The organism is Micromonospora sp. CNZ297 (assembly GCF_007827625.1).
In genome coordinates, this window is record NZ_VISU01000006.1 from 17,050 (window position 1) to 39,486 (window position 22,437).

At 73.4% G+C, this 22,437-nt stretch carries 20 protein-coding genes; 9 read left to right on the forward strand and 11 right to left on the reverse strand.

Going from position 1 to position 22,437, the window contains the following annotated elements:
- Nucleotides 1-11: 11 nt before the first annotated feature.
- Nucleotides 12-776, forward strand: coding sequence for an enoyl-CoA hydratase/isomerase family protein (locus FB454_RS13080; protein WP_145823002.1), 765 nt, complete (start codon nt 12-14; stop codon nt 774-776).
- Between the two features lie 48 nt (nt 777-824).
- On the opposite strand, the gene FB454_RS13085 is transcribed toward FB454_RS13080, so the two are convergent.
- Entirely contained in the window at nt 825-1,376 is a 552-nt protein-coding gene (locus FB454_RS13085; protein ID WP_145823003.1) for a peroxiredoxin-like family protein, read from the reverse strand.
- A 69-nt stretch (nt 1,377-1,445) separates the two neighbouring features.
- Here FB454_RS13085 and FB454_RS13090 point away from each other — a divergent pair, with 69 nt between their 5' ends.
- Nucleotides 1,446-2,069, forward strand: coding sequence for a TetR/AcrR family transcriptional regulator C-terminal domain-containing protein (locus FB454_RS13090; RefSeq protein WP_186461592.1), 624 nt, complete (start codon nt 1,446-1,448; stop codon nt 2,067-2,069).
- Between the two features lie 76 nt (nt 2,070-2,145).
- Here the strand turns inward: FB454_RS13090 and FB454_RS13095 are convergent, their stop codons facing one another.
- The 4 genes from FB454_RS13095 to FB454_RS13110 form a co-directional block, all read right to left on the reverse strand.
- Entirely contained in the window at nt 2,146-2,586 is a 441-nt protein-coding gene (locus FB454_RS13095) for an HNH endonuclease (RefSeq protein ID WP_013475060.1), read from the reverse strand.
- Between the two features lie 217 nt (nt 2,587-2,803).
- Nucleotides 2,804-3,940 (reverse strand): hypothetical protein, encoded by a 1,137-nt coding sequence (locus FB454_RS13100; protein ID WP_145823005.1) that lies wholly within the window; start codon nt 3,938-3,940, stop codon nt 2,804-2,806.
- A gap of 46 nt (nt 3,941-3,986) precedes the next feature.
- Nucleotides 3,987-5,540: an FAD-dependent oxidoreductase gene (locus FB454_RS13105; RefSeq protein WP_145823006.1), complete on the reverse strand. Its 1,554-nt coding sequence runs from the start codon at nt 5,538-5,540 to the stop codon at nt 3,987-3,989.
- A gap of 197 nt (nt 5,541-5,737) precedes the next feature.
- Complete coding sequence (locus tag FB454_RS13110; RefSeq protein WP_091330674.1) at nt 5,738-6,217, reverse strand: MSMEG_6728 family protein; 480 nt, start codon at nt 6,215-6,217, stop codon at nt 5,738-5,740.
- Nucleotides 6,218-6,304: 87 nt separating this feature from the next.
- Between FB454_RS13110 and FB454_RS13115 the strand changes: the two genes are divergently transcribed.
- A complete protein-coding gene (locus FB454_RS13115) occupies nt 6,305-8,089 on the forward strand; it encodes a potassium channel family protein (RefSeq protein WP_186461593.1) in 1,785 nt (594 codons plus the stop codon).
- A 94-nt stretch (nt 8,090-8,183) separates the two neighbouring features.
- On the opposite strand, the gene FB454_RS13120 is transcribed toward FB454_RS13115, so the two are convergent.
- A complete protein-coding gene (locus FB454_RS13120) occupies nt 8,184-9,425 on the reverse strand; it encodes an APC family permease (protein WP_186461594.1) in 1,242 nt (413 codons plus the stop codon).
- A gap of 298 nt (nt 9,426-9,723) precedes the next feature.
- Between FB454_RS13120 and FB454_RS13125 the strand changes: the two genes are divergently transcribed.
- Nucleotides 9,724-10,869, forward strand: a complete 1,146-nt coding sequence (locus FB454_RS13125; RefSeq protein WP_145753661.1) for a glycoside hydrolase family 25 domain-containing protein — start codon at nt 9,724-9,726, stop codon at nt 10,867-10,869.
- Between the two features lie 97 nt (nt 10,870-10,966).
- Here the strand turns inward: FB454_RS13125 and FB454_RS13130 are convergent, their stop codons facing one another.
- Entirely contained in the window at nt 10,967-13,519 is a 2,553-nt protein-coding gene (locus tag FB454_RS13130; RefSeq protein WP_013475066.1) for a glycosyl hydrolase family 18 protein, read from the reverse strand.
- An 85-nt stretch (nt 13,520-13,604) separates the two neighbouring features.
- Nucleotides 13,605-14,372 carry a phosphatase PAP2 family protein gene (locus FB454_RS13135; protein ID WP_071097580.1) on the reverse strand — a complete coding sequence of 256 codons (768 nt, stop codon included), beginning with the start codon at nt 14,370-14,372 and terminating at the stop codon, nt 13,605-13,607.
- 111 nt (nt 14,373-14,483) lie between these two features.
- Between FB454_RS13135 and FB454_RS13140 the strand changes: the two genes are divergently transcribed.
- Nucleotides 14,484-15,692, forward strand: a complete 1,209-nt coding sequence (locus FB454_RS13140; RefSeq protein ID WP_013288884.1) for a DUF4032 domain-containing protein — start codon at nt 14,484-14,486, stop codon at nt 15,690-15,692.
- 13 nt (nt 15,693-15,705) lie between these two features.
- On the opposite strand, the gene nagA is transcribed toward FB454_RS13140, so the two are convergent.
- Genes nagA through FB454_RS13155 form a run of 3 tightly spaced genes read right to left on the reverse strand, consistent with a single transcriptional unit; the run spans nt 15,706 to nt 18,670 of the window.
- Entirely contained in the window at nt 15,706-16,815 is a 1,110-nt protein-coding gene (gene nagA, locus FB454_RS13145; RefSeq protein WP_013475068.1) for an N-acetylglucosamine-6-phosphate deacetylase, read from the reverse strand.
- Complete coding sequence (locus FB454_RS13150; protein WP_013475069.1) at nt 16,812-17,744, reverse strand: ROK family protein; 933 nt, start codon at nt 17,742-17,744, stop codon at nt 16,812-16,814. The genes nagA and FB454_RS13150 overlap by 4 nt, the downstream gene beginning before the upstream one ends.
- Nucleotides 17,741-18,670 (reverse strand): SIS domain-containing protein, encoded by a 930-nt coding sequence (locus FB454_RS13155; RefSeq protein ID WP_013288880.1) that lies wholly within the window; start codon nt 18,668-18,670, stop codon nt 17,741-17,743. Before FB454_RS13155 ends, FB454_RS13150 begins: the two co-directional genes overlap by 4 nt.
- A 199-nt stretch (nt 18,671-18,869) precedes the next feature.
- Here FB454_RS13155 and FB454_RS13160 point away from each other — a divergent pair, with 199 nt between their 5' ends.
- The 4 genes from FB454_RS13160 to FB454_RS13175 all read left to right on the forward strand — a co-directional run bounded on the left by FB454_RS13160 (nt 18,870) and on the right by FB454_RS13175 (nt 22,431).
- The gene (locus tag FB454_RS13160; RefSeq protein ID WP_013288879.1) at nt 18,870-19,655 is read left to right on the forward strand and encodes a DeoR/GlpR family DNA-binding transcription regulator; all 786 of its coding nucleotides are present in this window, start codon (nt 18,870-18,872) and stop codon (nt 19,653-19,655) included.
- A gap of 142 nt (nt 19,656-19,797) precedes the next feature.
- Entirely contained in the window at nt 19,798-20,796 is a 999-nt protein-coding gene (locus tag FB454_RS13165) for an ATP-binding cassette domain-containing protein (protein WP_013475073.1), read from the forward strand.
- Nucleotides 20,793-21,806, forward strand: a complete 1,014-nt coding sequence (locus FB454_RS13170; protein WP_013288877.1) for an ABC transporter permease subunit — start codon at nt 20,793-20,795, stop codon at nt 21,804-21,806. The genes FB454_RS13165 and FB454_RS13170 overlap by 4 nt, the downstream gene beginning before the upstream one ends.
- A 136-nt stretch (nt 21,807-21,942) precedes the next feature.
- Nucleotides 21,943-22,431 (forward strand): DUF3263 domain-containing protein, encoded by a 489-nt coding sequence (locus FB454_RS13175; protein ID WP_030272094.1) that lies wholly within the window; start codon nt 21,943-21,945, stop codon nt 22,429-22,431.
- Nucleotides 22,432-22,437 lie beyond the last annotated feature (6 nt).

Here is a 22,437-nt window from a genome sequence, read left to right on the forward strand (position 1 = left end):
CGGTCGGACCCATGTCCGACGCGGAACTGACAGTCACCCTGGACGGCCCGGTGGCCACTGTCGTCATCCACAACCCGGCCCGGCGCAACGCCATGACCCCGGCCATGTGGCGGCAGCTCCCGGTGCTGCTCGACGGCCTGGAGGCGGACCCGGCCGTACGGGTGCTGGTCCTCACCGGCGCGGGCGGCACGTTCTGCGCCGGCGCCGACCTGGGCGACCTGGACGAGCTGCTGGCAGCCGGTGACGGCAGCATCGCGGTGGCCGCCGAGGAACGGCTCGCCGCGTTCGGCCGCCCCACAGTCGCCGCGATCGAGGGCGCCTGCGTGGGTGGCGGCTGTCAGCTCGCCGTCGCCTGCGACCTGCGCCTGGCCTCGGCGGACGCGCGGTTCGGCGTACCCCCGGCCCGGCTCGGCCTGGTCTACCCGGCGCCGACCACGCGGCGGCTGGCCGCGCTGGTCGGCCCGTCGGCGGCCAAGCACCTGCTGTTCACCAGCGAGCTGGTCGACGCCCAGCGGGCGCTGCGGATCGGCCTGGTGGACGAGGTGCTGCCGGCCGGTGAGCTGGCCGGGCGGGTGGCGGCGCTGACCGCCACGGTCGCCGAGCGGTCCCGGCTCACAGTGACCGCCGCGAAGGAGATCGTCGACGGGCGCGCCGACGCCGACCGGCTCGCCTGGTGGCACGCCCAGGTGCGGGACAGCGGCGAGGCACGCGAGGGCGTGGCCGCGATCAACGAGCGGCGCCCTCCGCGCTTCGGCTGGACGCCGCCCGCCGTCTGACCGGCCGGCAGGCGTCAGCCGCGAACGGCCGGCCGGCACGGTCCGCCGTCACCGCGACGCGCGGTCCGCGCTGACGTGGGCCAACAGCTCGTCCACCGACCACTGGTCGGAGGCGTGTTCGCCGTGTTTCGCGGCGAGCACCCGCCCGTCGGGTGCGATCAGGAAGTCGGCCGGCAGCCCGAGCCGGCCGCCGTGCGGGGAGGTGGACGGCAGCCGCTCCCGGCCGCGCAGCACGTGCCAGGTTCCGGTCACCACTGCTCGCAGGATCGGCAGCCAGGCGCGCGGGTCGAGCAGCGACCGCCGCGCCGACTCCACGCCGAACTCCCGGTAGAGCCGCCGGTCCGGATCGGCCACCACGGCGAACGGCAGGTCGGCGACGTGCTCGCGCAGTTCGTCGGCGGGGGAGTGGAAGAAGACCACCTCGCGTACGCCCGCGGCCTCGATCTCGGCGTGCCGGCGGACGATCGAGCGCAGGTGGAGGTTGCAGACCGGGCAGCCGGCGAAGCGCCGGAACTGGAGGTGGATCAGGCGGTCCGGATCCGGCAGGTCGATCCCGGTGCCGGTCACGCTGGTCAGGTGGCGGGGGGTGACGACGTCCATGCGCGCTCCCGTTGTAGGCGTACGACGTACTCCTACAACCGTAGGCGTATCTTGTACGCTGTCAAGGCCATGCCCCGTCCCCGTTCCCTGACCCCGGCCCGGCTCGCCGACGCGGCGCTCGCGGTGCTCGACCGGGACGGCCTCGCCGGCCTCACCATGCGCGCGGTCGGCGCGCAGCTCGGCACCAGCACGATGGGCCTCTACCGCTACGTCGCCGACCGGGACGAACTGGAGGCGCTCGTCGTCGAGCGGGTCCTCGAACGGGTGGACACCCGTCCGCCGGGCGACGTCCCGTGGCCGGACGGCATCCGGGACCTGGCCGACCGGGTGCGCCGCGCGGTCGGCGTCCATCCGGCAGTGGTGCCGTTGCTCCCCGCGTACCGGCACCGCTCGCCGACGATCCTGCGCTGGGGCGAGGCGGTGCTCGCGGTGCTGACAAGGGCCGGCTTCACCGGCGTCGGACGGGTGATCGCGTTCCGCGCCCTGCTGGGCCACGTGGTCGGGGCGATCCAGATGGAGCACCTCGGCGCGCTGTCAGGCCCCGGAACGGCTGTCATCGCGGCGCTGTCCCGCGACGAGTTCCCCCTGCTCGCCGAGACCGCACGCGAGGCCGGCGCGGTCGCACCGGAGGACGAGTTCGGCGGTGGGCTGGACCTCCTGCTCGACGGGCTGGCCCGGCGTCTCGACAGCTAGGCGACTTGGTGGGACCGGCGGGCGCGGCGCCGGGGCTCACCCCCCGGCACCGCCCCCTGTGCCCGCCGGCCGTCCGTCACCGCGCCAGTGCGGCCCAGCTCGGCGTCACCGGCTCCCGCCGCAGCGGCATGCCCGCCTCGGCCGGGGTCCGGTCGCCCTTGCGCTGGTTGCACGCGTAGCAGGCGGCGGTGGTGTTCCCCCAGGTGTTCCGGCCACCGCGCGAGCGGGGCAGGATGTGGTCGATCGTGCTCGCCGCGCCGTCGCAGTACGCGCACTTCCGCCGGTCGCGCGCCAGCACCCCGGCCCGGGACCAGGCCGGGCCGGCGCTGAACCGCCAGCGGGTCACCACGTACCGGACGAGGCGGACCACACGCGGCAGCGGGAAGACGCCGATGACCCGGTCGGGCTCGGCCTCGTGGATCTCGGCGACCCGGCGGCAGAGCATCCGGATCGCGTGCTTGACGGTGACCCGGTGCAGCGGGCCGAGGTCGGCGTTGACGACGAGGACGGCGTCCACCGGGTTCTCCCTTCACGATCGGCGGTACGGCGACGAAAAAGCCGCCCGGTCCACGGGGACCGGGCGGCGACGACGGGGACGCGCGAGGCGCGTCAGTCGTGCCCTCCGGGCCAGGGACCGTGTTCCCGGCAGCCGTCGCCGAGCAGCCACGACGTCATCGTGGTGGCGGGTCGTAGCGACATCGACGGCTCCCGGAGCGGTGGTTGACCTTGCGCGCTCACGGTAGATCGATCCGGGAATCGTGGGCAACGTATTTCGATCCGTCGTCGGTGGGCCGCCGCTGCCGTCCGGCCCGGCCGGCGCGCCTCGCGGCGGCGAGCGGCCGGTCGATGCGGGCGGTCATCTGCACCACCAGCTCGCTGTCCAGCAGCGGGCGGTTCACCTCGGCCGCCACCGACAGCGTGGGCGTGGAGATCGACCGCCAGATCGCTGTGAGCCCCGCGCCCAGACCGACGAGCGCCACCGCCGCCCGGGTGGTGGGGGAACCGGCCGCCGCGGCGGCGCTGACCCCGACGACCGCCAGCAGCACCACCAGCAGGGGCGCCAGCACCGGCCAGAAGATCCCACGGGCGGCCTGCGCCACCAGCTTCCGGTCCCGGATGACGACGTTGCGGGCGATCACCGCCCAGTTCTCCTCGTCCAGCAGGTCGCGCGGGTGCAGGCCGCCGGTCAGTACGTCCTGCCACAGGTCGCCCTGGTTGCGCAGCTCGCGGGCCAGCTCGGCGAGCCCGGCCTCGCCCGGGTCGCCCACAGTGGCACGACCGACAGCCGTCGCCCAGGCGGCGAGCGAGCGGCGCACCACGGCGGCCGAGTACGGCGGCAGCACGCTCGCCAGCTCGTCCAGCCACCTGCTGATCTGGAGATGCCGGCCGCCGAAGCGCGCGGCGAGCTGGCCGGCGTCGCCGCGCCGCACGGTGTCGGCGAGCGAGCGCCCGAGCCGGTACGCCACACCCACCCGGTGGTTCGTCGCCATCGTCCAGCGCAGCACGTCGATGTTGAGGTCGTCGAGCGCGCGCAGCAGCGTTTCCCGGCCCGCCTCGGTGGCGCCCCGGGCGGCGGCGGTGGACGGCACCGTACGGCCCGCAGTGGTCAGCGGCGCGATCTGGGCCAGCGCGACGTCCACGCCGTCGAGATACATGCCGAGCCGGTGCCGCCCGGCCAGCTCGGTCAGGTTCGACAGTTTCGGCGGCGCGGGCGCCGGCCGGTGCCCGTCCCCGGTCAGGTCGGCGGTCTGCGCGTGGTGGTAGGCGTCCGCCATGGACCAGCCGAGTCGCAGCGCGGTGACCACCGCGGTCCGTTCGTCCCGCGGTGTCCCGTGGTCCTCGTCGCGCCGATCCCGCGTCGCGGTGCTCACCGCCCGACCTCCCGTGTCGCCGGATCAGTCGAGCGTAGAGCCGATTTTATGTACTTATGACCGTTTTCGGCCCAGCCTTGCCGGCCAGCAGGCCGCGCGGCCGGATCGACCGGACCGGCTCGGCCGCCGCGCCCTCGGCACGGAGGATGTGGTTTGCGGCGATGATCCCGGTGGCCGCCGACCGTTCCATCAGCGCACTCGGGAAGTCGGTGCGGATGCCGTCCCCGGCCAGGTAGAGGCCCGACGCGTCGGTCTCCACCCCGGGACGCCACGCGTGGCTGCCAGGCGTGAACGCCGGTGCCTGCGCCTCGACGCGGGCGCGCAGCTCCCGTACCCGCAGGTCGGCCACCTCCGGCCAGAGCGCGGTCAGCTCCCGCAGCATCCGGGCGGCCAGCTCGTCGGCCGGCACGTCCGGCTCGCAGGCGTACGCGTGCAGCTCCACCACCGAGCCGCCTGTGCGTGCGGCCCAGCGGCGGGGCTCGTCCTCCAGCCGGTGGTAGAGCGTCACCGAGTCCAGCGTGGGCTGCCGGGAGACGCCGCTGAACACCGCGCGGTCGGCCCGGACGTCCCCGTCCATCCAGTAGCGCGCCACCGCGTACGGCGGTCCGGGTCTGCCGAACGCGGGCATCCGCGCCACCAGCTCGGGTGCCGCCGCGGCCAGGCCGGGCGAGGCGTCGACGAGCGCGGCGAGCGCGGGCGGGTCCACCGCGAGCACCACGTGCGGCGCCTCCCAGACGTCGCCGTCCGCGCCGGTCACCCGCCACCCCGCCGGGGTACGGTCCAGCCGGGCCGCCGCCGCGCCGGTCAGCACCCGGCCGCCGCGCTTCTCCACGTGCCGGGTCAGCGGCTCCCAGATCGCCGTGCCGTAGTCCCGGTCCGGGCAGTCGAAGGCCAGCCCCTCCGGGTTGCCGAGCAGGTAGAAGTGGAACTGCGCGATCATCTCGGCGGCCGACATCTCCGCCTCGTGGTTGAAGAACGAGTGCGAGAAGACCTCGAACAGCATGGCCCGCGCCCGGTCCGGCAGCCGCAGCGAGGTGAGCAGATCGTCGGCGGTCCGCTCGTCGAACTCCTCGTAGGTGCGTACCGGGTCGTAGGTGAGCAGCGGCAGCGCCGCGTCCCGGTCCATCGTGCGCAGGTCGGCCAGGCGCAGGCTCGGGCTGCGCAGCAGCAGCGCCAGCAGGTTCGCCGGCGGCGCGGGCGGCAACTTGCCGAACTCCTCCGTGGGCCACTGCTCGGACAGGATCGGGTAGCCCGGGATCGGCTTGAGGAAGCCCAGCGCCGGGTCGACGCGGCGCAGGATCGACCGCCAGTTCCAGTACTGCCGGAAGAACGCGTGGAAGCCGTGCTCGTTGCGCTGGACGCCGTCGGACAACTCCTCCGGCCAGGCGCCGAGCCGCCCGCCGAGGTGCGGCGCCGCCTCCAGCACCGTCACCGCCACCCCACGCTCGGCCAGCACCACCGCCGCCGACATGCCGGCGATGCCGCCGCCGACCACCAGCGCCGGGACCGGTCGCGGCACGCGGTCGGCGCCACCGCCGCCCGGGTCCACCACGTGCTCGCGTACGCCGATCAGGCGACCTACCACTTGCGACAGACCCACGGGGCATCCTCCAGTCGGCGGTCCCCCCAGTCTGCCCGAGGTGAAAGGAAGGGGCCCCTTTTAACGCATACGGATGTGCGGGGCCCCTTCTTAACGCCGCGTCGCCCCCGTGCTGGGTGCGCCGCGTGGGTGTGTGGGGCGAGGTGTTAACAAGGGGCCCTTCCTCTACCGCAGGCGTTAATAAGGGGCCCTTCCTTTCACGGCAGGCAGCGGCGCGGGCGGTCCGACGGCGGCCAGACGTACTCCAGGTCGGGGGAGACGTCGGTGAACAACCGTGCATAGTGGGCGGGGTCCTTGCGCAGGAGCGACGACTGGTGGCTGCGGTGCAGGTCGTCGCGGCCCAGCCAGGGCGGCAGCTCACCGGCGGCGGCCAGCTCGTCCTGGGTGCGGATCACCGAGATGCCGCAGGCGGCGGCGAGGTCGGTGGCGAGCGTCCCGGCGCAGGTGTCGGCCCGGCCCGGCTCGCACCACACCGCGCACATGTCCAGCCCGTACCGGGTCAGCGCCTCCTCGTACCCGGCCCACATCTTCACCGCGGGGTGGTTGCGCCAGCCGTAGTCCGGCCGGGTCAGCCCGCGCAGCACCTGGATCGCCTCCACGCGCTGCTTGCCCAGCCGCTTCTGGTCCAGCGTGCGCGCGCTGGCCAGGAAGTCCGGATACGGCAGGAACGTCTGCATGGCGGTGCTCTACCCGTACCCGGCCGTGCCATGCGTTCATGATCGCCGGGGCTGCGCGGATCGCGAGCGGCTGACTACGATCCGGACATGGCCGAGCCTCTGCGCGACCGCGCGCGCCGCGCAACCGGCTGGCGGCTCCGGATGAACGGTGACGAACGCCCCCACTACGTGGTCTGCGGCTCCGACCCGCTCGCCTACTGGGTGGTCCGGTCGCTGCTCGCCACCGACAGCGCCGACGGCCGGGTGCGGGTCACGCTCGTGGTGCCGGGCCGCCGCCGGTCCGAGGGCCCCGACGGCCGGGACGTGCCGGGGGTACGTGTGGTCACGGCGGAGCGCCTCGACGAGGCCGCGTTCCGCCGGGCCGGGCTGGCCGGCGCGGCCGGGCTGGCCCTGCTGCACCAGGACGACGTGGGCAACATGCACGCCGCGCTCTGCGCGCAGGAGGTCGAGTCGCGGCTGCGCCTGGTGGTGCGGATGTTCAACACCAACCTGGCGGACGGGCTGCGGCAGCTCTTCCCCGACTCGGCGGTGCTCTCGGACGCCTCGATCGCCGCACCCGCCTTCGTGGCCGCCGCGCTGGGCGAGGTGGCGCCGACCCACTTCCGGCACGCGGGGCGCACGCTCTACGTGGCCCGCCGCGACGACGTACGCCAGCAGGACGTGGTCTGCGGCCTTGCCGTCACCACCGATCCGGACCTGGTCCGGGTGCTGCCCGCGGACGAGGCGGCGGCCGACGTGGTGCTGGCCGAGGCGACCGGGCGGCCGGCGGGCACCGAGGTCGCCGCGCGGCGGCTGGTACGGGCGCGGCGGCGCCGGCAGCCGGTCGCCGTCCTGCTGCGCGCGGTCCGTCACTTCGCCACCCGCAAGATCGGTATCGCGGTGCTGGTGCTGCTCGGGGTGATCGCGGCGCTGGGCTGGCTCAACGCGCGGGCCGCCGACGTGAGCTGGAGCGAGGCGGTCTACCTGACGCTGGTCACCACGCTCACCGGCCAGGATCCGGACGTCAACAAGCCGGTCGCGGCCCAGGTGATGCAGGTGGTGCTCAACCTGGCCGGGCTGGCGTTGATCCCGCTGATCACGGCCGCGGTGGTCGACGGCATCGTCAACGCCCGGCTGGCGTTGCACGCGGGCCGGGTCCAGCCGGACCGCTCCGGGCACGTGGTGATGGTCGGGCTGGGCAACATCGGCACCCGGGTGATGGCGCAGTTGCACGACTTCGGTGTCGAGGTGGTGGCGATCGACAAGAACGCGGACGCGCGCGGCGCCCCGCTGGCGCGCCGGCTGGGGGTGCCGCTGATCGTGGGCGACGCGGGCCGGGAGGAGACGCTCCGGTCCGCCTCGGTGGACACCTGCCAGGCGCTCGTGGTGGTGTCCACCGACGACGGGACGAACCTGCGAGCGGCGCTGATCGCCCGGTCCCTCGACCCGGACCTGCGCGTGGTGCTGCGGCTGTTCGACGGCGACTTCGCCGAGCGGATCCAGCAGGCGTTCGGCATCGGCATCTCGCGCAGCGTGTCCTATCTGGCCGCGCCGGCGTTCGCGGCGGCCCTGCTGGATCGCGCTGTGGTCGCCACCATCCCGGTCGACCGGCACGCGCTGCTGGTCACCGAGGTGCCGGTGGTGGCCGGTTCGCCGCTGGACGGGAGTCCGCTGAGCGCGGTGGCCCGGCCCGGCGAGGTACGCCTGCTCGCGCACACCCGGCCGAACCAGAAAGCCGACTGGTCGGCCGACCCCCGCATGGTGATCCAGGCCGGTGACCGGCTGACTGTGGTGGCCCGGCGGGCCGGGCTGACCGCCCTGCTCCGGGAGACCACGCCCGCGCCGCCGCCGGCACCCACCGGCCCGCCCGCCGCACGCCGCCCGCAGGAGTGAGTGACCGGACGCGCCAGCGGTGACGGCCGCCGGGCGCCTCAAGGGCAGCCGGCGCATCAAGGGCTGCCGGCCGCGTCAAGGCGGCCGGGCCGCGTCAGGCAGGTCGACGACGGTTGCGGACCGCGTACCCGAGCGCGCCGAGGGCGAGCACGCCGAACCCGGCGAGGACGCTCGGCAGCGGCAGGTTGACCGCCAGCACCAGGCAGCCGACGAGCCCGAGGGCGGCGAGCAGCCGTACCGGGACGCGCCGGGCCGGGTCCGGGCCGAGCGTCAGCGCCGACGCGTTGGTGATCGCGTAGTAGACCAGCACCGTGCAGCTGGAGAAGCCGATCGCGCCCCGGATGTCGCCCACTGTCACCACGACGGCGACCACGGCGGCCACCGCCAGTTCGGCGCGGTGCGGCACCCGGTGGCGCGGATGGACCGCCGCGAGCGCGCCGGGCAGGTCCCGGCGGCGGGCCATCGCCAGCATGGTGCGGCCGACGCCCGCCAGCAGCGACAGCAGCACCCCGGTCACCGCGACTGCGGCGCCGGCCCGGACCAGCCAGGCCAGGCCCGGGTGCCCGGCGGCGGTCACCACCTCGACCAGCGGCGCGTCGGTGGACGCCAGCCGGTCGGCGCCGAGCACGCCGAGCGCGACCACTGCCAGCGTCAGGTAGATCGCCAGCACCGCGCCGAGCGCCAGCGGCATCGCCCGGGGGATGGTGCGCTCCGGGTCGCGGACCTCCTCGCCCAGCGTGGCGATCCGCGCGTACCCGGCGAAGGCGAAGAACAGCAGGCCGGCGGCGGTCAGCACGCCGCCCGCCCCGATTCCGGCCGGCGCGGTGAGCCGGTCGGCCGCCACCTGCGGCGCGCCGGTCACCGCCACCACGGTGAGCACCGTGAGCACCACGGCGACGAGGACCCGGGTGGCGGTGGCGGTCTTGCCGATGCCGCGCAGGTTCACCGCCGTCACCGCCACCACCGCGAGGACCGCGACGAGCCGCGCCCGCCCCGGCCACAGGTACGCCCCGACGGTCAGCGCCATGGCCGCGCAGCTCGCCGTCTTGCCGACCACGAATCCCCAGCCGGCGAGGAAACCGGCGAACGGGTGCAGCCGTTCCCGGCCGTAGACGTAGGTGCCGCCGGACTCGGGGTAGCGGGCGGCGAGCCGGGCCGAGCTGGTCGCGTTGCAGTAGGCGATGAAGCCCGCGACCGCCAGCGCGACCAGCAGGCCCGGACCGCCCGCGGCAGCCGCGGCCGGTGCGAAGACCACGAAGACGCCCGCGCCGAGCATCGAGCCCAGACCGATGACCACCGCATCGGGTACGCCGAGTCGCCGCGCCAGTTGTTCCACACCGGCAGCCTAGGGCGCTCAGGTGAACGGCAGGTGCCCGCCGCCCGGAAATTGACGAAAATGATTTGCATAATTAATCGACGTTCAGCGGTGGCCGATCGCCGAACCCCTCGGTAGAGTCGTTTACGCAGGTCAAAGCGGGAGCGAATCGCCCCGCCAGCGCGGTTCGCAAATGTTCCGTGCCGATTATCCGATGGCGATGATCAGATTCTTTCTGCGTCGATCGGGCAATGGTGCCCTCGAATCGGCTCCGGCAATTTCGGGAACGTCTTCTCCGCGAACGCGGGAGGTACCGCACATGACGCTTTTCGGCTGGGACGCCAGTGACTACGACGTCGACCGGGGGTTGACGGCCGACCGGATCCGGGAGGCCCGCGCCGCGGGCATCGACTTCATGACCTACAAGGGCACGGAACAGTCGCGCGACGGCACGTTCCACAGCCAGTACTACGGGGTGATGCTCACCGCCGCAAAGGACGCGGACATCCCGTTCCTGGGCATGTACGTGGTGGTGCACTCCGACGTCTCCATCGAGGACCAGGCGGCCACCGCCATCGACTACGCCGACAAGCACACCCCCTGGTGGCGCACGTACGACGGGTTCTTCTGGCAGATCGACCTGGAGCGCTGGCCGACCGACGACGTGCCCCCGCACATCGGCGTCGACGTGGGCCGGGAACTGGAGGAACGCACCGGCAAGGTGGCGGTGATGTACGCGTCGCGCGGCCAGTACGGCGACGACGACCTGGGCGACTTCCCGCGCTGGAACGCCGACTACCCGTACCGGGTGGCCGAGGACTTCAAGGCCGCGTACGCGCGGGCCGGCGGGGACTCCGGCCCGGGCTGGACGCGCTACGGCAAGCCGGCGGAGACGCCGCGCATCTGGCAGTTCACCGATTCGGCCATCATCGGCCGCCAGCACACCTGCGACGCGGACGCGTTCCGCGGCACCGCCGACGACTTCGCGAAGATGATCGGGGAGAAGACGTCCACGACGACCAAGCGGGACGTGATCGCCACCTTCCACAGCACCGCGCACGCCGGCGACACGCTCGACACCACCGACCGGTTCCACGCCATCCGCTGGGCCACCGGCCTGTACCACTGGACGGTGCCGGAGACCGGGCTGGTGAGCATCCAGGCGACAGTCGACCTGCGCGGGTTGCGGCGTGACGACCTGGTCCGGATACGCGCCGAGTACACCCGGCCCGGAGACGCGGAGAACGACACCCCGTTGCTGCGGCAGGAGCGGGTGTCGGTCGACCCGGAGACCACCGGCGGGGTGTTCGTGGTGAGCACGCCGGACGAACGGGTCGAGCTGCCGAAGGGCACCCAGATCCGCGTCCAGGTGGCGGTGCGGCCGGCGGACGACGACCACCGCCGCAGGCTGACCTACAGCACCCGCACCCGGATCAGCATCGTGGAGATCCGGACGGCAGGCTGAGCGCCGTGCCCGCCGTTCCACACACCGTAGGCCCGGGTCCCCCGGGTGAACGGCCGGTGCCGCCGGCAGGATTCCGCCGGCGGCACCGGGATCGGGTTCAGCAGGGCCCGTTGTCGGTCCACACGCCCTGGCTGTTGGTCCCCGGCACGTCTCCCTGGGTCCACCACCGGGAGGTCCACCGGTGTCCGCCGTAGGACACCACGGCACCTCCGGGGTACGCGGTGCCCGCGGCCCAGGCCGGCGCGGCACATGCACCGCCGGTGGGTGACGGCGAGCCGGTGGGCGTCGGGGAGGTGGTCGGCGTCGGGGAGCCCGTGCAGGCACCCTGGTCGGCCCAGACCGCGGCGCTGCCCGGCGTCTCGCCCTGGGTCCACCACTTCGCGCTCCAGGTCCGTCCGGCGTGCGAGACGGTTGCACCGCCGGAGTACGCGGTGGACGCCGACCAGGCCGGCGCGGTGCAGGTGCCCCCGCCGGGTGGGACGGAACCGCTCGGGCTGGGCGACGGCGTGACCACCTCGCCACCACGTGCCCAGTCCCCGGCCAGCGCGTACGTCTGGCCGCCGAAGGCGAGCGTGAAGTTGGCCGGGCCGGAGATCGGGAGCTGATAGTTGAGCGTCACCTCGGCGTAGGAGCCGGGCGCGATTGCGGCCGGCACGGTGAGGCGTACCCGGTTGTGGTCGCCCTTCAGGCCGCCCACGTTGCTGCCGGTGTGGCCGGTGGTGACAGTGGTGAGCGCCCAGCCGGACTGCTGGCTGAGCGTGGCCGGGGTGGTGGTGGGATAGTCGAACTCCAGGTGCGCGCCGGCCGGGATCGGCGCGCCGGTGTTGTTGGTCAGCCGCAGCTCGGGGTTGATCGGGTAGTTGTTGTCGCCGAGCGCGAAACCACCCATGCCGACTGCCACGTCCAGCGTCCGGGTGGGCATGGTGATGCCCGCCTTGCGGGCGCCGTACGCCGGTGCGGCCTTCAGCCGGTCGTAGAGCAGCGTGGTCAGCGTGTCGCCCATGCCGTACCGGCCCTTGGCGGAGTCGTAGGCGTAGTCGCCGGCGAGTTCCCAGATCATCACGCCGCCGAGGCCCTTGGCCGCGACGTAGTCGGCCTTGGCGGCGAGCGACTGGTCGTCCTCGGTGGAGAGGAAGACCTTCTTCTCCGCGTTCCACAGCCAGGGCGCGACCAGCGCGGCCGAGTAGTTACGGGCGTAGCTGCCGCTGATCCGGTCGGCCGGGTCGGTGGCCGGGGTGAGGCCGTATCCGGCCAGGTAGTCGCCGGTGATGCCGGCCTGGAGGTTCTTCGCGTGCCACATCGGGTTGGCGCCGCCGGGCACCTCGTTGCCGGCGGCGTCGAGGTCGTGCCAGAGGTTGTCGATGCCGACCGCGCCGTTGCCGCAGGGGGTGGTGGAGCCGATCGAGCCGCCGGTGCCGGCCGGACACTTGGTCTGGTCGGGCAGCGCCGCCCGTCCCCACAGGCCGTTGGTGCCGCCGGTGACGCCCTGCCAGCCCCGGGTGTAGTAGGGCACGCCGATGTTCACCCTGCCGCTGGGCAGCGCGCCCCGGAAGTAGTGGTACGCCCAGTCGGTGTTCAGGTAGCCGATGCCGGAGTAGGCGCCGTACACGCCGCCCGCGGCCAGCTCGGCGTCGTCGCCGTTGTCGTAGAGCGCCGCGTTCGGCCCGACGAAGTGGTTCCACGCGCCGTGCAGGTCGTAGGACATCGCGTTGACGTAGTCGAGGTACTGCAACGCCTGGTAGGACTCCATCCCGCGCAGCAGCCAGCCGGACGCGGGCGCGGCCACGGTGAGCAGGTAGTGCCTGCCGTCGGTGGCTGCGGCCCGGTCGAGCTTCTCCCGCAGCGTGCGCATCAGCACCTGGTACGAGGCGTTGAGACCGGCCCGCTTGGCGTCGGCCTGGGCGAAGTCGAGCGGGTTGCCGGCCTTGTTGTTGGAGGTGGGGTACTCGTAGTCGATATCCACCCCGTCGAAGCCGTACGTGCGCAGGAACGTCACCACCGAGTCGGCGAACGTGTTGATGCCGGCGGTGTTCACCGTGTTGGTGCCGGTGGTGGTCATCCGGTAGAAGCCGCCGGAGTCGATGCGGTTGCCGCTGTCGTCGATGAAGCCGCCGGTCTCGGCCCAGCCGCCGACGCTGATCAGCGTGCGGACTCCGGGGTTCTGCTTCTTGTACTTGTTGAGCAGGTTGAAGTGCCCGGTGTACGGCAGGGCCGGGTCCATCTCGGCACCGGCCACGCCGGGCCAGGTCATGTTCGTCGCCGGGTTGTCCGGGGCGCCGGGGTCGCCCACGGAGATGCGGTTGCCGCCGTCGACGTGGGCGAACGCGTAGTTGATGTGGGTGACCTTCTGCCAGGGGATCTGGTTCACCAGGTAGGCCGGGGCGCCGTTGCGGCCGGTCCGCCAGCTGGTGAAGTAGCCGATGATCCGGCGGGTGTGGTCCGCACCCATCTTCTCCCGGCCCGCGGTGTCGTAGACGGTGCAGTAGGGCACCGAGACCCCGGGCGTGCGGTAGAGCCCGTCGGGCCGGCACGCCTCGTCGTCGGCGGCGGCCGACCGGGCGTCCGGGGCGGCCACGACCACCGCCGTCATCGCGGTCAGCAGACCGGCGGCGCCGGCCGACAGCCAGCGGCTGATTCGTCTCGCCAGCACGCGCACCTCCTACATTTAACAAACTTAACTGTTAAGGTTGCTAAATGTATACCGGTGTCGATACGCCGAGACAAGAGGCGGACTGCTAGTCGAGATGCTCCGCCGGCCGGGCCCAGCCGTGGAGCCGCGCCGGCAGCGGCAGGCTGTTCCAGGGCACCCGGTGCAGCAGGCGGTCCAGCAGCAGGCCGAGCAGCAGCCCGGCGACCGAGTCGGTCAGCCAGTGCCAGCCCAGGTAGACGGTGGTGCAGAAGACCACCGCCGGTGGCACCACCCGGACCACTGTGACCAGTCGGGGCGGCACTGTGCGGCCGAGCGTGCGCACGAGCGGGGCCAGCAGCAGGGCCAGGACGCCGTACCAGACGATCGAGTTGGCGACGTGCCCCGACGGGTACGACTGCGCGAACCGTACCGGCAGGTCGTGCTGGAACAGGGGCAGCGTCTGCTCGGGCGACAGGAACGGCTCCTTGACCGAGGCGCTCGGCGCCGGGCGGGCCGTCCACACCTTCAGCGGGCCGATCGTGAAGAACGTGAGCACGAACCCGGCCACCGGCGGCAGCAGCGGCCGCACCGAGCGCAGCCGCCACGCCAGCAGCACGCCCAGCCCGGCCGCGAGCAGCGTCAGCGGCGTGCCCTGGCCGAGCAGGTTCAGCGTCATCGCCACCCAGCGGGCGGCGGCCGGGCGGTTCTCGTCGGACCAGTCGGCCACCGCCCGGTCGAGGCCGAACAGGTGACCGGAGGCGAGCGCGACAGTCAGCGCCACCACTGCCGCGAGCAGCAGCAGGTCGAACCACCACCCGGCCGGCCGGACGGGCCGCAGCCGCAGGTCACCGCGTACCCCCGAGGTCTGACGCACGCGACCACGCTACCGGCCGCCGCCGGCGGCGGGGCGGCGCGGGCATCGGCGGCTGTGTGCCCAACCACGAAGGGAAGCGCGGCGCGGGGGTCAGCGGTCACACTGGTTGCCGTGCGGATCACCTCGGCTCTCGTCGACCCGGCGCTGCTCGACCTCCCCTGGTCGACACCGCTGGAGCAGTGGCCTGCCGAACACCTGGTGGCGCTGCCGCAGGGCATCTCCCGGCACATCGTGCGGTTCGTCCGGCTCGGCGGGTACGTCTACGCGGTGAAGGAGACCGGCGAGCGGGTCGCCGAGCGCGAGTACGACCTGCTGCGGGCGCTGGAGCGGATCGACTTCCCGTCGGTCGAGGCCATCGCGATCGTGGCCGACCGGCAGACCGACGACGGCGAACCGCTGGACCCGGTGCTGATCACCCGGCACCTCCAGTTCTCGCTGCCCTACCGGGCGCTGTTCTCCAACACGCTGCGCCCGGAGACCATGAACCGGCTGCTCGACGCGCTGGCCGCGCTGATCGTGCGGATGCACCTGACCGGCTTCTTCTGGGGCGACTGCTCGCTGTCGAACACCCTGTTCCGGCGGGACGCGGGCGCGTTCGCCGCGTACCTGGTCGACGCGGAGACCGGCGCGCTGCACCCGTCGCTGTCGAACGGCCAGCGCGGCGAGGACCTGGAGATCGCCCGGGTCAACATCTTCGGCGAGGCGCTCGACCTCCAGGCCGCCGGCCTGCTGCACGAGTCGATCGACCCGGAGGTGGTCTGCGAGGAGGTCGTGCAGCGCTACGAGCGGCTCTGGCACGAGATCACCTACGAGCAGCAGGTCGAGCGCGCCGCCCGGCACGACATCGAGGGGCGCATCCGCCGCCTCAACGAGCTGGGCTTCGACGTGGCCGAGGTGGCCATGTCGACAGTCGACAACGGGCGCTACCTGGTCCGGCCGAAGGTGGTCGACGCCGGTTACCACACCCGGCGGCTGCTGCGCCTGACCGGCCTGGACGCGGAGGAGAACCAGGCCCGCAGGCTCCTCAACGACCTCGACGCCTACCGGCTGGAGAGCGACCTGACCGACGAGCAGCAGGCGGCGCACCGCTGGCTGACCGAGGTCTTCGAGCCGGTGGTCCGGGCCGTGCCTGCGCACCTGCGGAACAAGCTGGAGCCGCAGGAGCTGTTCGCCCAGATCATCGAGCACAAGTGGCTGCTCTCCGAGCAGGCCGGGCGGGACGTCGGGATGCGCCGGGCGGTGCAGTCGTACCTGGCCGACGTGCTCGTGCACCGGCCGGACGAGCAGGCGGTGCTCGGCGTCGAGGTGCCGAGCGCCTGACGCCGGGGGCGGATCACTCCACCCAGTCGCCGCCGCGCATCACCCGCACCACGTTCAGGTCGTCGTCCAACATCACCAGGTCGGCGCGCAGCCCGGCGACCAGCGCGCCCACCCGGTCGCCCAGGCCGATCGCGCGGGCCGGGGTGGTGGCGACCATCCGGCAGGCGTCCGGCAGGGCCACACCCGCGCCGACCGCGTGCCGCAGCGCCGCGTCCATAGTGAGCGTGCTGCCGGCGATCGCGCCGTCACGGCTGAGCCGGGCCACCCCACCGGACACGGTGACCGCCTGGCCGCCCAGCTCGTACTCGCCGTCCGGCATCCCGGCGGCGGCCATCGCGTCGGTGATCAGCGCGGCCCGCTCCGGGCCGGCCACCGACGTGGCGAAGCCGAGCATGCCGTCGTGCAGGTGCACCCCGTCGGCGACCAGCTCGCACACCACGTTCGGGGCCTCCAGCAGCGCCACCACCGGGCCGGGCTCGCGGTGGTGCACCGGGCGCATCCCGTTGAACAGGTGGGTGCCGACCGTCGCGCCCGCGGCCACCGCCGCCCGGGTCTGCTCCCAGGTGGCGTCGGTGTGCCCGACCGCCACGACCACGCCGTGCGACACCAGCAGCTCGATCGCCTCGGTGGCGCCGTCCCGCTCGGGAGCGATGGTGACCATCCGTACGGCGCCGCCGCCCAGCTCGATCAGCTCGGTCAGCTCCGCGGTGGACGGGTCGCGCAGGAACTCCGGGTTCTGCGCGCCGCAACGGTCGGCGGACAGGTACGGGCCCTCGAAGTGGACGCCGGCGAGCACGCCGGACTCCACCAGCGGACGGTAGGCGGCGGTCGCGTCGCGCATCAGCTCGAACGGGGAACTGACCAGGCTCGCCAGCAGCGTGGTGGTGCCGTGCCCGCTGTGGAACGCGGCTGCCTGCCGGGCCGACTCCGCGTCGCCGGTGGTGAACGTGTGCCCGCCGCCGCCGTGGGTGTGCATGTCCACGAAGCCCGGCACGATCCAGTGGCCGTCGCGCACCGACGGATACTCGGCGACAGCGGTGATCCGCCCGTCGGCGATCTCCACGCAACCCTGCCGGATGACGCCGGTCGGGGTCACCACCTTGCCGGTCACGCGCCGGGTCATCGACTCTCCTTCGCCAGGGTGTCCAGGGCCAGCAGGGCGGCGCCCAGGCAGCCGGCCTCGTCACCGAGGTCGGCCGCGACCAGGCGCGGCTCGCGGTGGAACGTCAGCCGCTCGCGCAACGCCGTCCGCAGCGGGTCGAACAGCCGGGGACCGGCCTGGGCCAGCCCGCCGCCGAGCACCACTGTCGAGACATCGTAGAGCGCCTGCCCGGTGGCGAGTCCGTCGGCGAGGGCCTCTACCGCCTCCTGCCACACCTCCACGGCGAGCGGCTCACCGGCGGCCGCCCGGTCGGCCACCTGGGCGGCGGTGGTGGGCGCACCTGACAGCTCGGCGTACCGGCGTCCGATCGCCGAGGCCGACGACACCGCCTCCAGGCAGCCGGTCCGCCCGCATCCGCAGCGCGGGCCGCCGGGGCGTACCAGGATGTGGCCGATCTCCCCGGCGGCGCCGTGCGCGCCGGTGGCGGCCGACCCGTCGACCACGTGGGCGGCGGCGATGCCGGTGCCGATCGCGACGAACAGCACATGCCCGCCGTCCCGCCCGGCGCCGAGCCGGGCCTCGGCCAGACCGCCCGCCCGCACGTCGTGGCCGAGCGCCGCCGGCAGTCCCAGCCGCGTGCCCGCCAGCTCCCGCAGGGGTACGTCCCGGAAGCCCACGTTCGCCGACCAGACCGCCACGCCGCGCGCCTCGTCGACCACTCCGGGTACGGCGATGCCGCAGGCCACCGGGGTGCGGCCGTCGGCGCGGGCCTTGCCGGCGAGCCCTTCGGCCACGTCGAGGATCGTGCCGACCACGGCCTCCGGGCCGCGCTGCGCGTCGGTGGCGTGCCGTTCGGTGTGCACAGTCGTGCCGTCCGGCCGGACCAGGGCGCACTTCATCCCGGTGCCGCCCACGTCCAGCGCGACGACGACCTCGTCGCCTGCGCTCACGCCAGGACCACGGACCGGGTCAGGTGCCGGGGCGCGTCCGGGTCGAGGCCGCGGCTGGTGGCGAGCGCGACCGCGAACCGCTGGGCCAGGATCAGGTCGGCCATCGGGTCGACCGGGTTGCGGCCGGCCGACCAGCTCGTCAGCACCGTGCGCCAGCCGTGCGTGCGGCTGTGCACGAACGCGGCGCCGGTCGCGGCCACGTCCTCGGGCAGGCCGTCCGGGATCTCGCCGAGTGCCCAGACCAGCCGTCCGGGCGCGGCGACCGAGATCGGGCCGTGCCGGTAGTCCATGGCCGGGTACGCCTCGGCCCAGAACGTGGCCGCCTCGCGGCACTTCAGAGCGGCCTCCTGGGCCAGCCCGACGGTCCAGCCGCGACCGAGGAAGGTGACCTGCTCGATGCCGGCCGGGTCGATCGGCAGCGGGGCGCGTACGGCCACCTCGGCGTCGGCGGCCAGCCGCCCGAGGTCCTCGCCGAGGTGGGCGCGCAGCAGCGCGAGCGCGGTGGTGGCGAAGCGGGTCTGCACCACCGACCGCTCGTCGGCGAAGGGCAGCGCGACCGTGGCGTCGGCGAGCGCGACGGCTGCCGAGTCGGGGTCGCCGACCAGGACCGTGGTGGGGATCCGCCCGCGCAGCGCGGTGAGCAGGTCGAGCACCTCGGTGGTGGTGCCGGAGCGGGTGATCGCGATCAGCCGGTCGTAGTTCCGGCCGGCCGGGAACTCGCTGGCCTGGAAGGCGTCGGTCTCGCCCTGGCCGGCGGCCTCGCGCAGCCCGGCGTACGCCATCGCCATGAACCACGACGTGCCGCAACCGACCACGGCGACCCGCTCGCCGGGGCGCGGCAGGTGCTCGGCGACGGTCGGGGCGAGTCGCGCCGCCTCCCGCCAGCAGTCGGGCTGGCTCGCGATCTCCGCGTGCACGTACGCCATGACAACTCCTCCCCAGGGGAGACCTTGCGCAATACGGCGCGATACGGCCGCCTTTCGCGCGTCATTCTGCGCGAAACCTGGTGGTCGTGGCAACCGTCTCTCCGTTCGCGCAGCGCAGGGTTTTGCGCGGACCCAGTTTCGCGCACTAGTGTGCACGCAACCGATCACCGTTCACGCACAGTCTGGGGAGGGCCCCGCGGTGGACCGCTACGCGCGCTGGAACGCGCTGCTGGAGATGCTGACCGACAGCGGCCGGGTCAGCGTCGAGGAGGCGGCCGGGCGGCTCGACGTCTCCCAGGCCACCATCCGGCGCGACTTCGACCAGCTCGCCCAGCAGCAGATGATCACCCGTACCCGGGGTGGCGCGGTCGCCAACGGCGTCTCCTACGACCTGCCGCTGCGCTACAAGACCGCGAAGCACTCGGCCGAGAAGCAGCGGATCGGCACCGCCGCCGCGGCGCTCGTGTCGCCGGGCACCGTCGTCGGTCTCAACGGCGGCACCACGAGCACCGAGGTGGCGCGGGCGCTCGCCGTCCGCCCCGATCTCAACACCAGCGCCGAGGGCGCCCAGCTCACAGTGGTCACGAACGCGCTGAACATCGCCAACGAGCTGCTGGTGCGCTCGCGGATGAAGGTGGTGGTGGCCGGCGGCGTGGTCCGGCCGAAATCGTTCGAGCTGGTCGGCCCGCTCGGCGGGGCGCTGCTGCGCGAGGTCACGCTGGATGTGGCGCTGCTCGGCGTGGACGCGATCGACCCGCAGCTGGGCGCCGCCGCGCACCACGAGGGCGAGGCGGCCATGAACAGCCTCATGGTGGCCCGGGCCAAGCGGGTCGTCGTGATAGCCGACTCGTCGAAGCTCGGCGGGCACGCGTTCGCCCGGATCTGCCCGGTGGACCGGGTCGAGACGCTGGTGACCGACTCCGGCGCGTCGCCGGACGTGGTGGCGGCGTTCCGTGAGGCGGGCGTCCACGTCGTCTGCGCCTGACGTGCAAGGAAGGGCCCCTTCTTAACGCCTGCGGTAGAGGAGGGGCCCCCTTTTAACGCGCCGACACTGCATACCGGGTATTGCCTTCCGGTGCATACCGCGTATGGTGTCGCTGACGCCTACTTATCGGGGGAGGTCAGCTGTGTCGGCTGTCCTGGAGATCGAAGGTCTCCGCAAGACGTACCGAAGCCGGAAACGCGGGGTTCGCCACGCGCTCGACGGCTTCGACATGCGAGTGGAAGCCGGCCAGGTGCACGGCTTCCTCGGCCCGAACGGCTCGGGCAAGACCACCACGCTGCGGACGCTGCTCGGCCTGATCAAGCCGAACGGCGGCCGGATGGCCATCCTCGGCCAGGAGCTGCCGCACGCGCTGCCGGCGGTCGCCGGGCAGGTCGGCGCCATCGTGGAGAGTCCGCAGTTCTTCCCGCACTTCACCGCGCGGGACACGCTCGGCCTGCTCGCCCAAGCCGGTGAGCTGCCCAAGCAGCGCGTGGACGAGGTGCTGGAACTGGTCGGGCTGCGCGACCGGGCCGGCGAGCGGGTCAAGACCTACTCGCTCGGCATGAAGCAGCGCCTCGCGGTCGCCTCCGCGCTGCTCAAGAACCCCAAGCTGCTGATCCTCGACGAGCCGGCGAACGGCCTCGACCCGGGCGGCATCCGGGAGATGCGCGGGCTGATGCGGGAGCTGTCCGAGGCCGGGATGACAGTGGTGCTCTCCAGCCACATCCTGGGCGAGATCCAGCTCATCTGCGACTCGGTCACCATCATCTCGCTCGGCCGCCGGGTCGCGTTCGGTCCGGTCGACCAGGTGCTCGCGGCCCACTCCCAGGGCGCCGTGCGGGTACGCCTGGAGGCGGTCAGCGACCTGCCCCAGGCCGCCGACGCGCTCACCCGGGCCGGGGTCCACGTGGCCGCCGAGCCGGACCACCTGATGCTGTCCGGCGTGGACAAGCCGGCCACCGTCAGCCGGCTCCTCGCCGAGCAGGGCCTGTACGTCAGCGAGCTAACCCCGGTCGCTGTCGACCTGGAGAGCGTCTTCCTCGAACTGACCGCCACCGCGCCGGTCCCCGGCCAGCACCGTCAGGTCGATCAGTCCGCCAAGGTCGACCAGACCGGCACCGCAGGAGGTTGGGGCGCATGAGCCTGTTCGTCACCGAGCTGCGCCGGCTCGGCAAGCGCCGGGTGACCCGGCTGATGCTCGTGCTGCTGGTGCTCGGCCTGGCCACCGTCGCGACCGCGTTCAGCTTCTCCAGCGAGAAGCTCTCGCCCGTCGTGGTCGCAGAGGCCGAGGCCAAGGCGAACAACGACTACCAGTCCGCGATGACGGAATGGAAGCGCACCATCGCGGAGTGCGAGGCGGCCCAGGCGCGCGGCGAGAAGACCGAGGAACGGTACGGCCCGAACTGCGGCAAGGACTACCAGCCGCAGCCCGACATGTTCGAGGCGAAGTGGTACCTGCCGTACCAGTTCGACTTCCGGGCCGAGTTCCCCCTGTTCATCGCCGTGTTCGCCGCCTCCGTGGCGCTGTTCGGCTTCATCGTCGGCGCCTCCTTCGTGGGCGCCGAGTGGAACACCGGCGGAATGATGAACCTGTTGCTCTGGCGGCCGAAACGGCTGACCGTGCTGGGCACGAAGCTGGCCGCCCTGCTCACCACCGTGTTCGGCCTGACCGTGGTGCTCGGTGCGCTCTGGACGGCGGCGTTCTGGCTGATCGCCAGCCTGCGCGGCAGCACCGCGAAGATGACCGCCGGAGTGTGGCAGTCGATCGGGCTGGACGGTCTGCGGGCGCTGGGGATGACGCTGCTCGTGGCGGCGGTCGGGTTCGCGCTGGCCTCGCTCGGCCGGCACACGGCGATGGCGCTCGGCGCGGCGGTGGGCATCTTCGCGGTGAGCGAGATCGGCATCCGGATCGCGGTCGCCGTGCTCGGGGTCCAGTTCGGTGACCGGTACGTGCTGTCCACGTACGCCCAGTCGTGGTTCCTGAAGCAGGCGGAACTGTTCGACTACGACACCTGCCAGTTCTCCCAGGGCGCCTGCGAGCCTGCGACATACGTGGTCACCTGGCAGCAGTCGGCTGTGGTGTTCGGCGTGGCGCTGGTGGGCGCGTTGGCGGCCGCGTTCTGGACGATGCGCCGGCGGGACATCGCCTGACCTGGTCCGCGCCGCCGGCCGGTGCCGGCGGCGCGGACCCCGCGTCCGATGCGGCCGGGGGCGGCCCTGGTTACGCTGGGGCTCCCCCGGCCGGCGCGCTCCGCGTGCCGGTCACCCGCCGTCGGAGAGGAGCGCCATGTCCGCCGACGCCTCGCAGCGGGCCGCCGTCGACCGGTCCGGCCCGGCAGCGGGTACGCGCCACGCGGGCGGGACCGTTCCGCCACCGCGCACCGCTCCGCCCGTCGAGTCCACCGCACCGTCGGAGCCGTCGGAGTCCGCCCGGCCCGCCGAGCCCGCCACGGCCGGGCCCGCCTCGCCGCCCGTCGAGTCCGCCGCCCCGGTCGAGCAGGCCGGTCCAGACGCGGCGGAGGCGGCCGCTGTAGGCACGACGCCGGCCGGCCTGACCGAGCGGGAGCAGCGGATCCTCGCGTTCGAGGCGCAGTGGTGGAAGCACGCCGGCGCCAAGGAACAGGCCATCCGGGACACGTTCGGGCTCTCCGCAACCCGCTACTACCAGCTGCTCAACGCCCTGCTCGACCAGCCGGCCGCGCTCGCCGCCGAGCCGGTGCTGATCGGCCGGCTGCGTCGGCTGCGCTCGTCGCGTGCCCGTAACCGGCGCCGCTGACCGGCG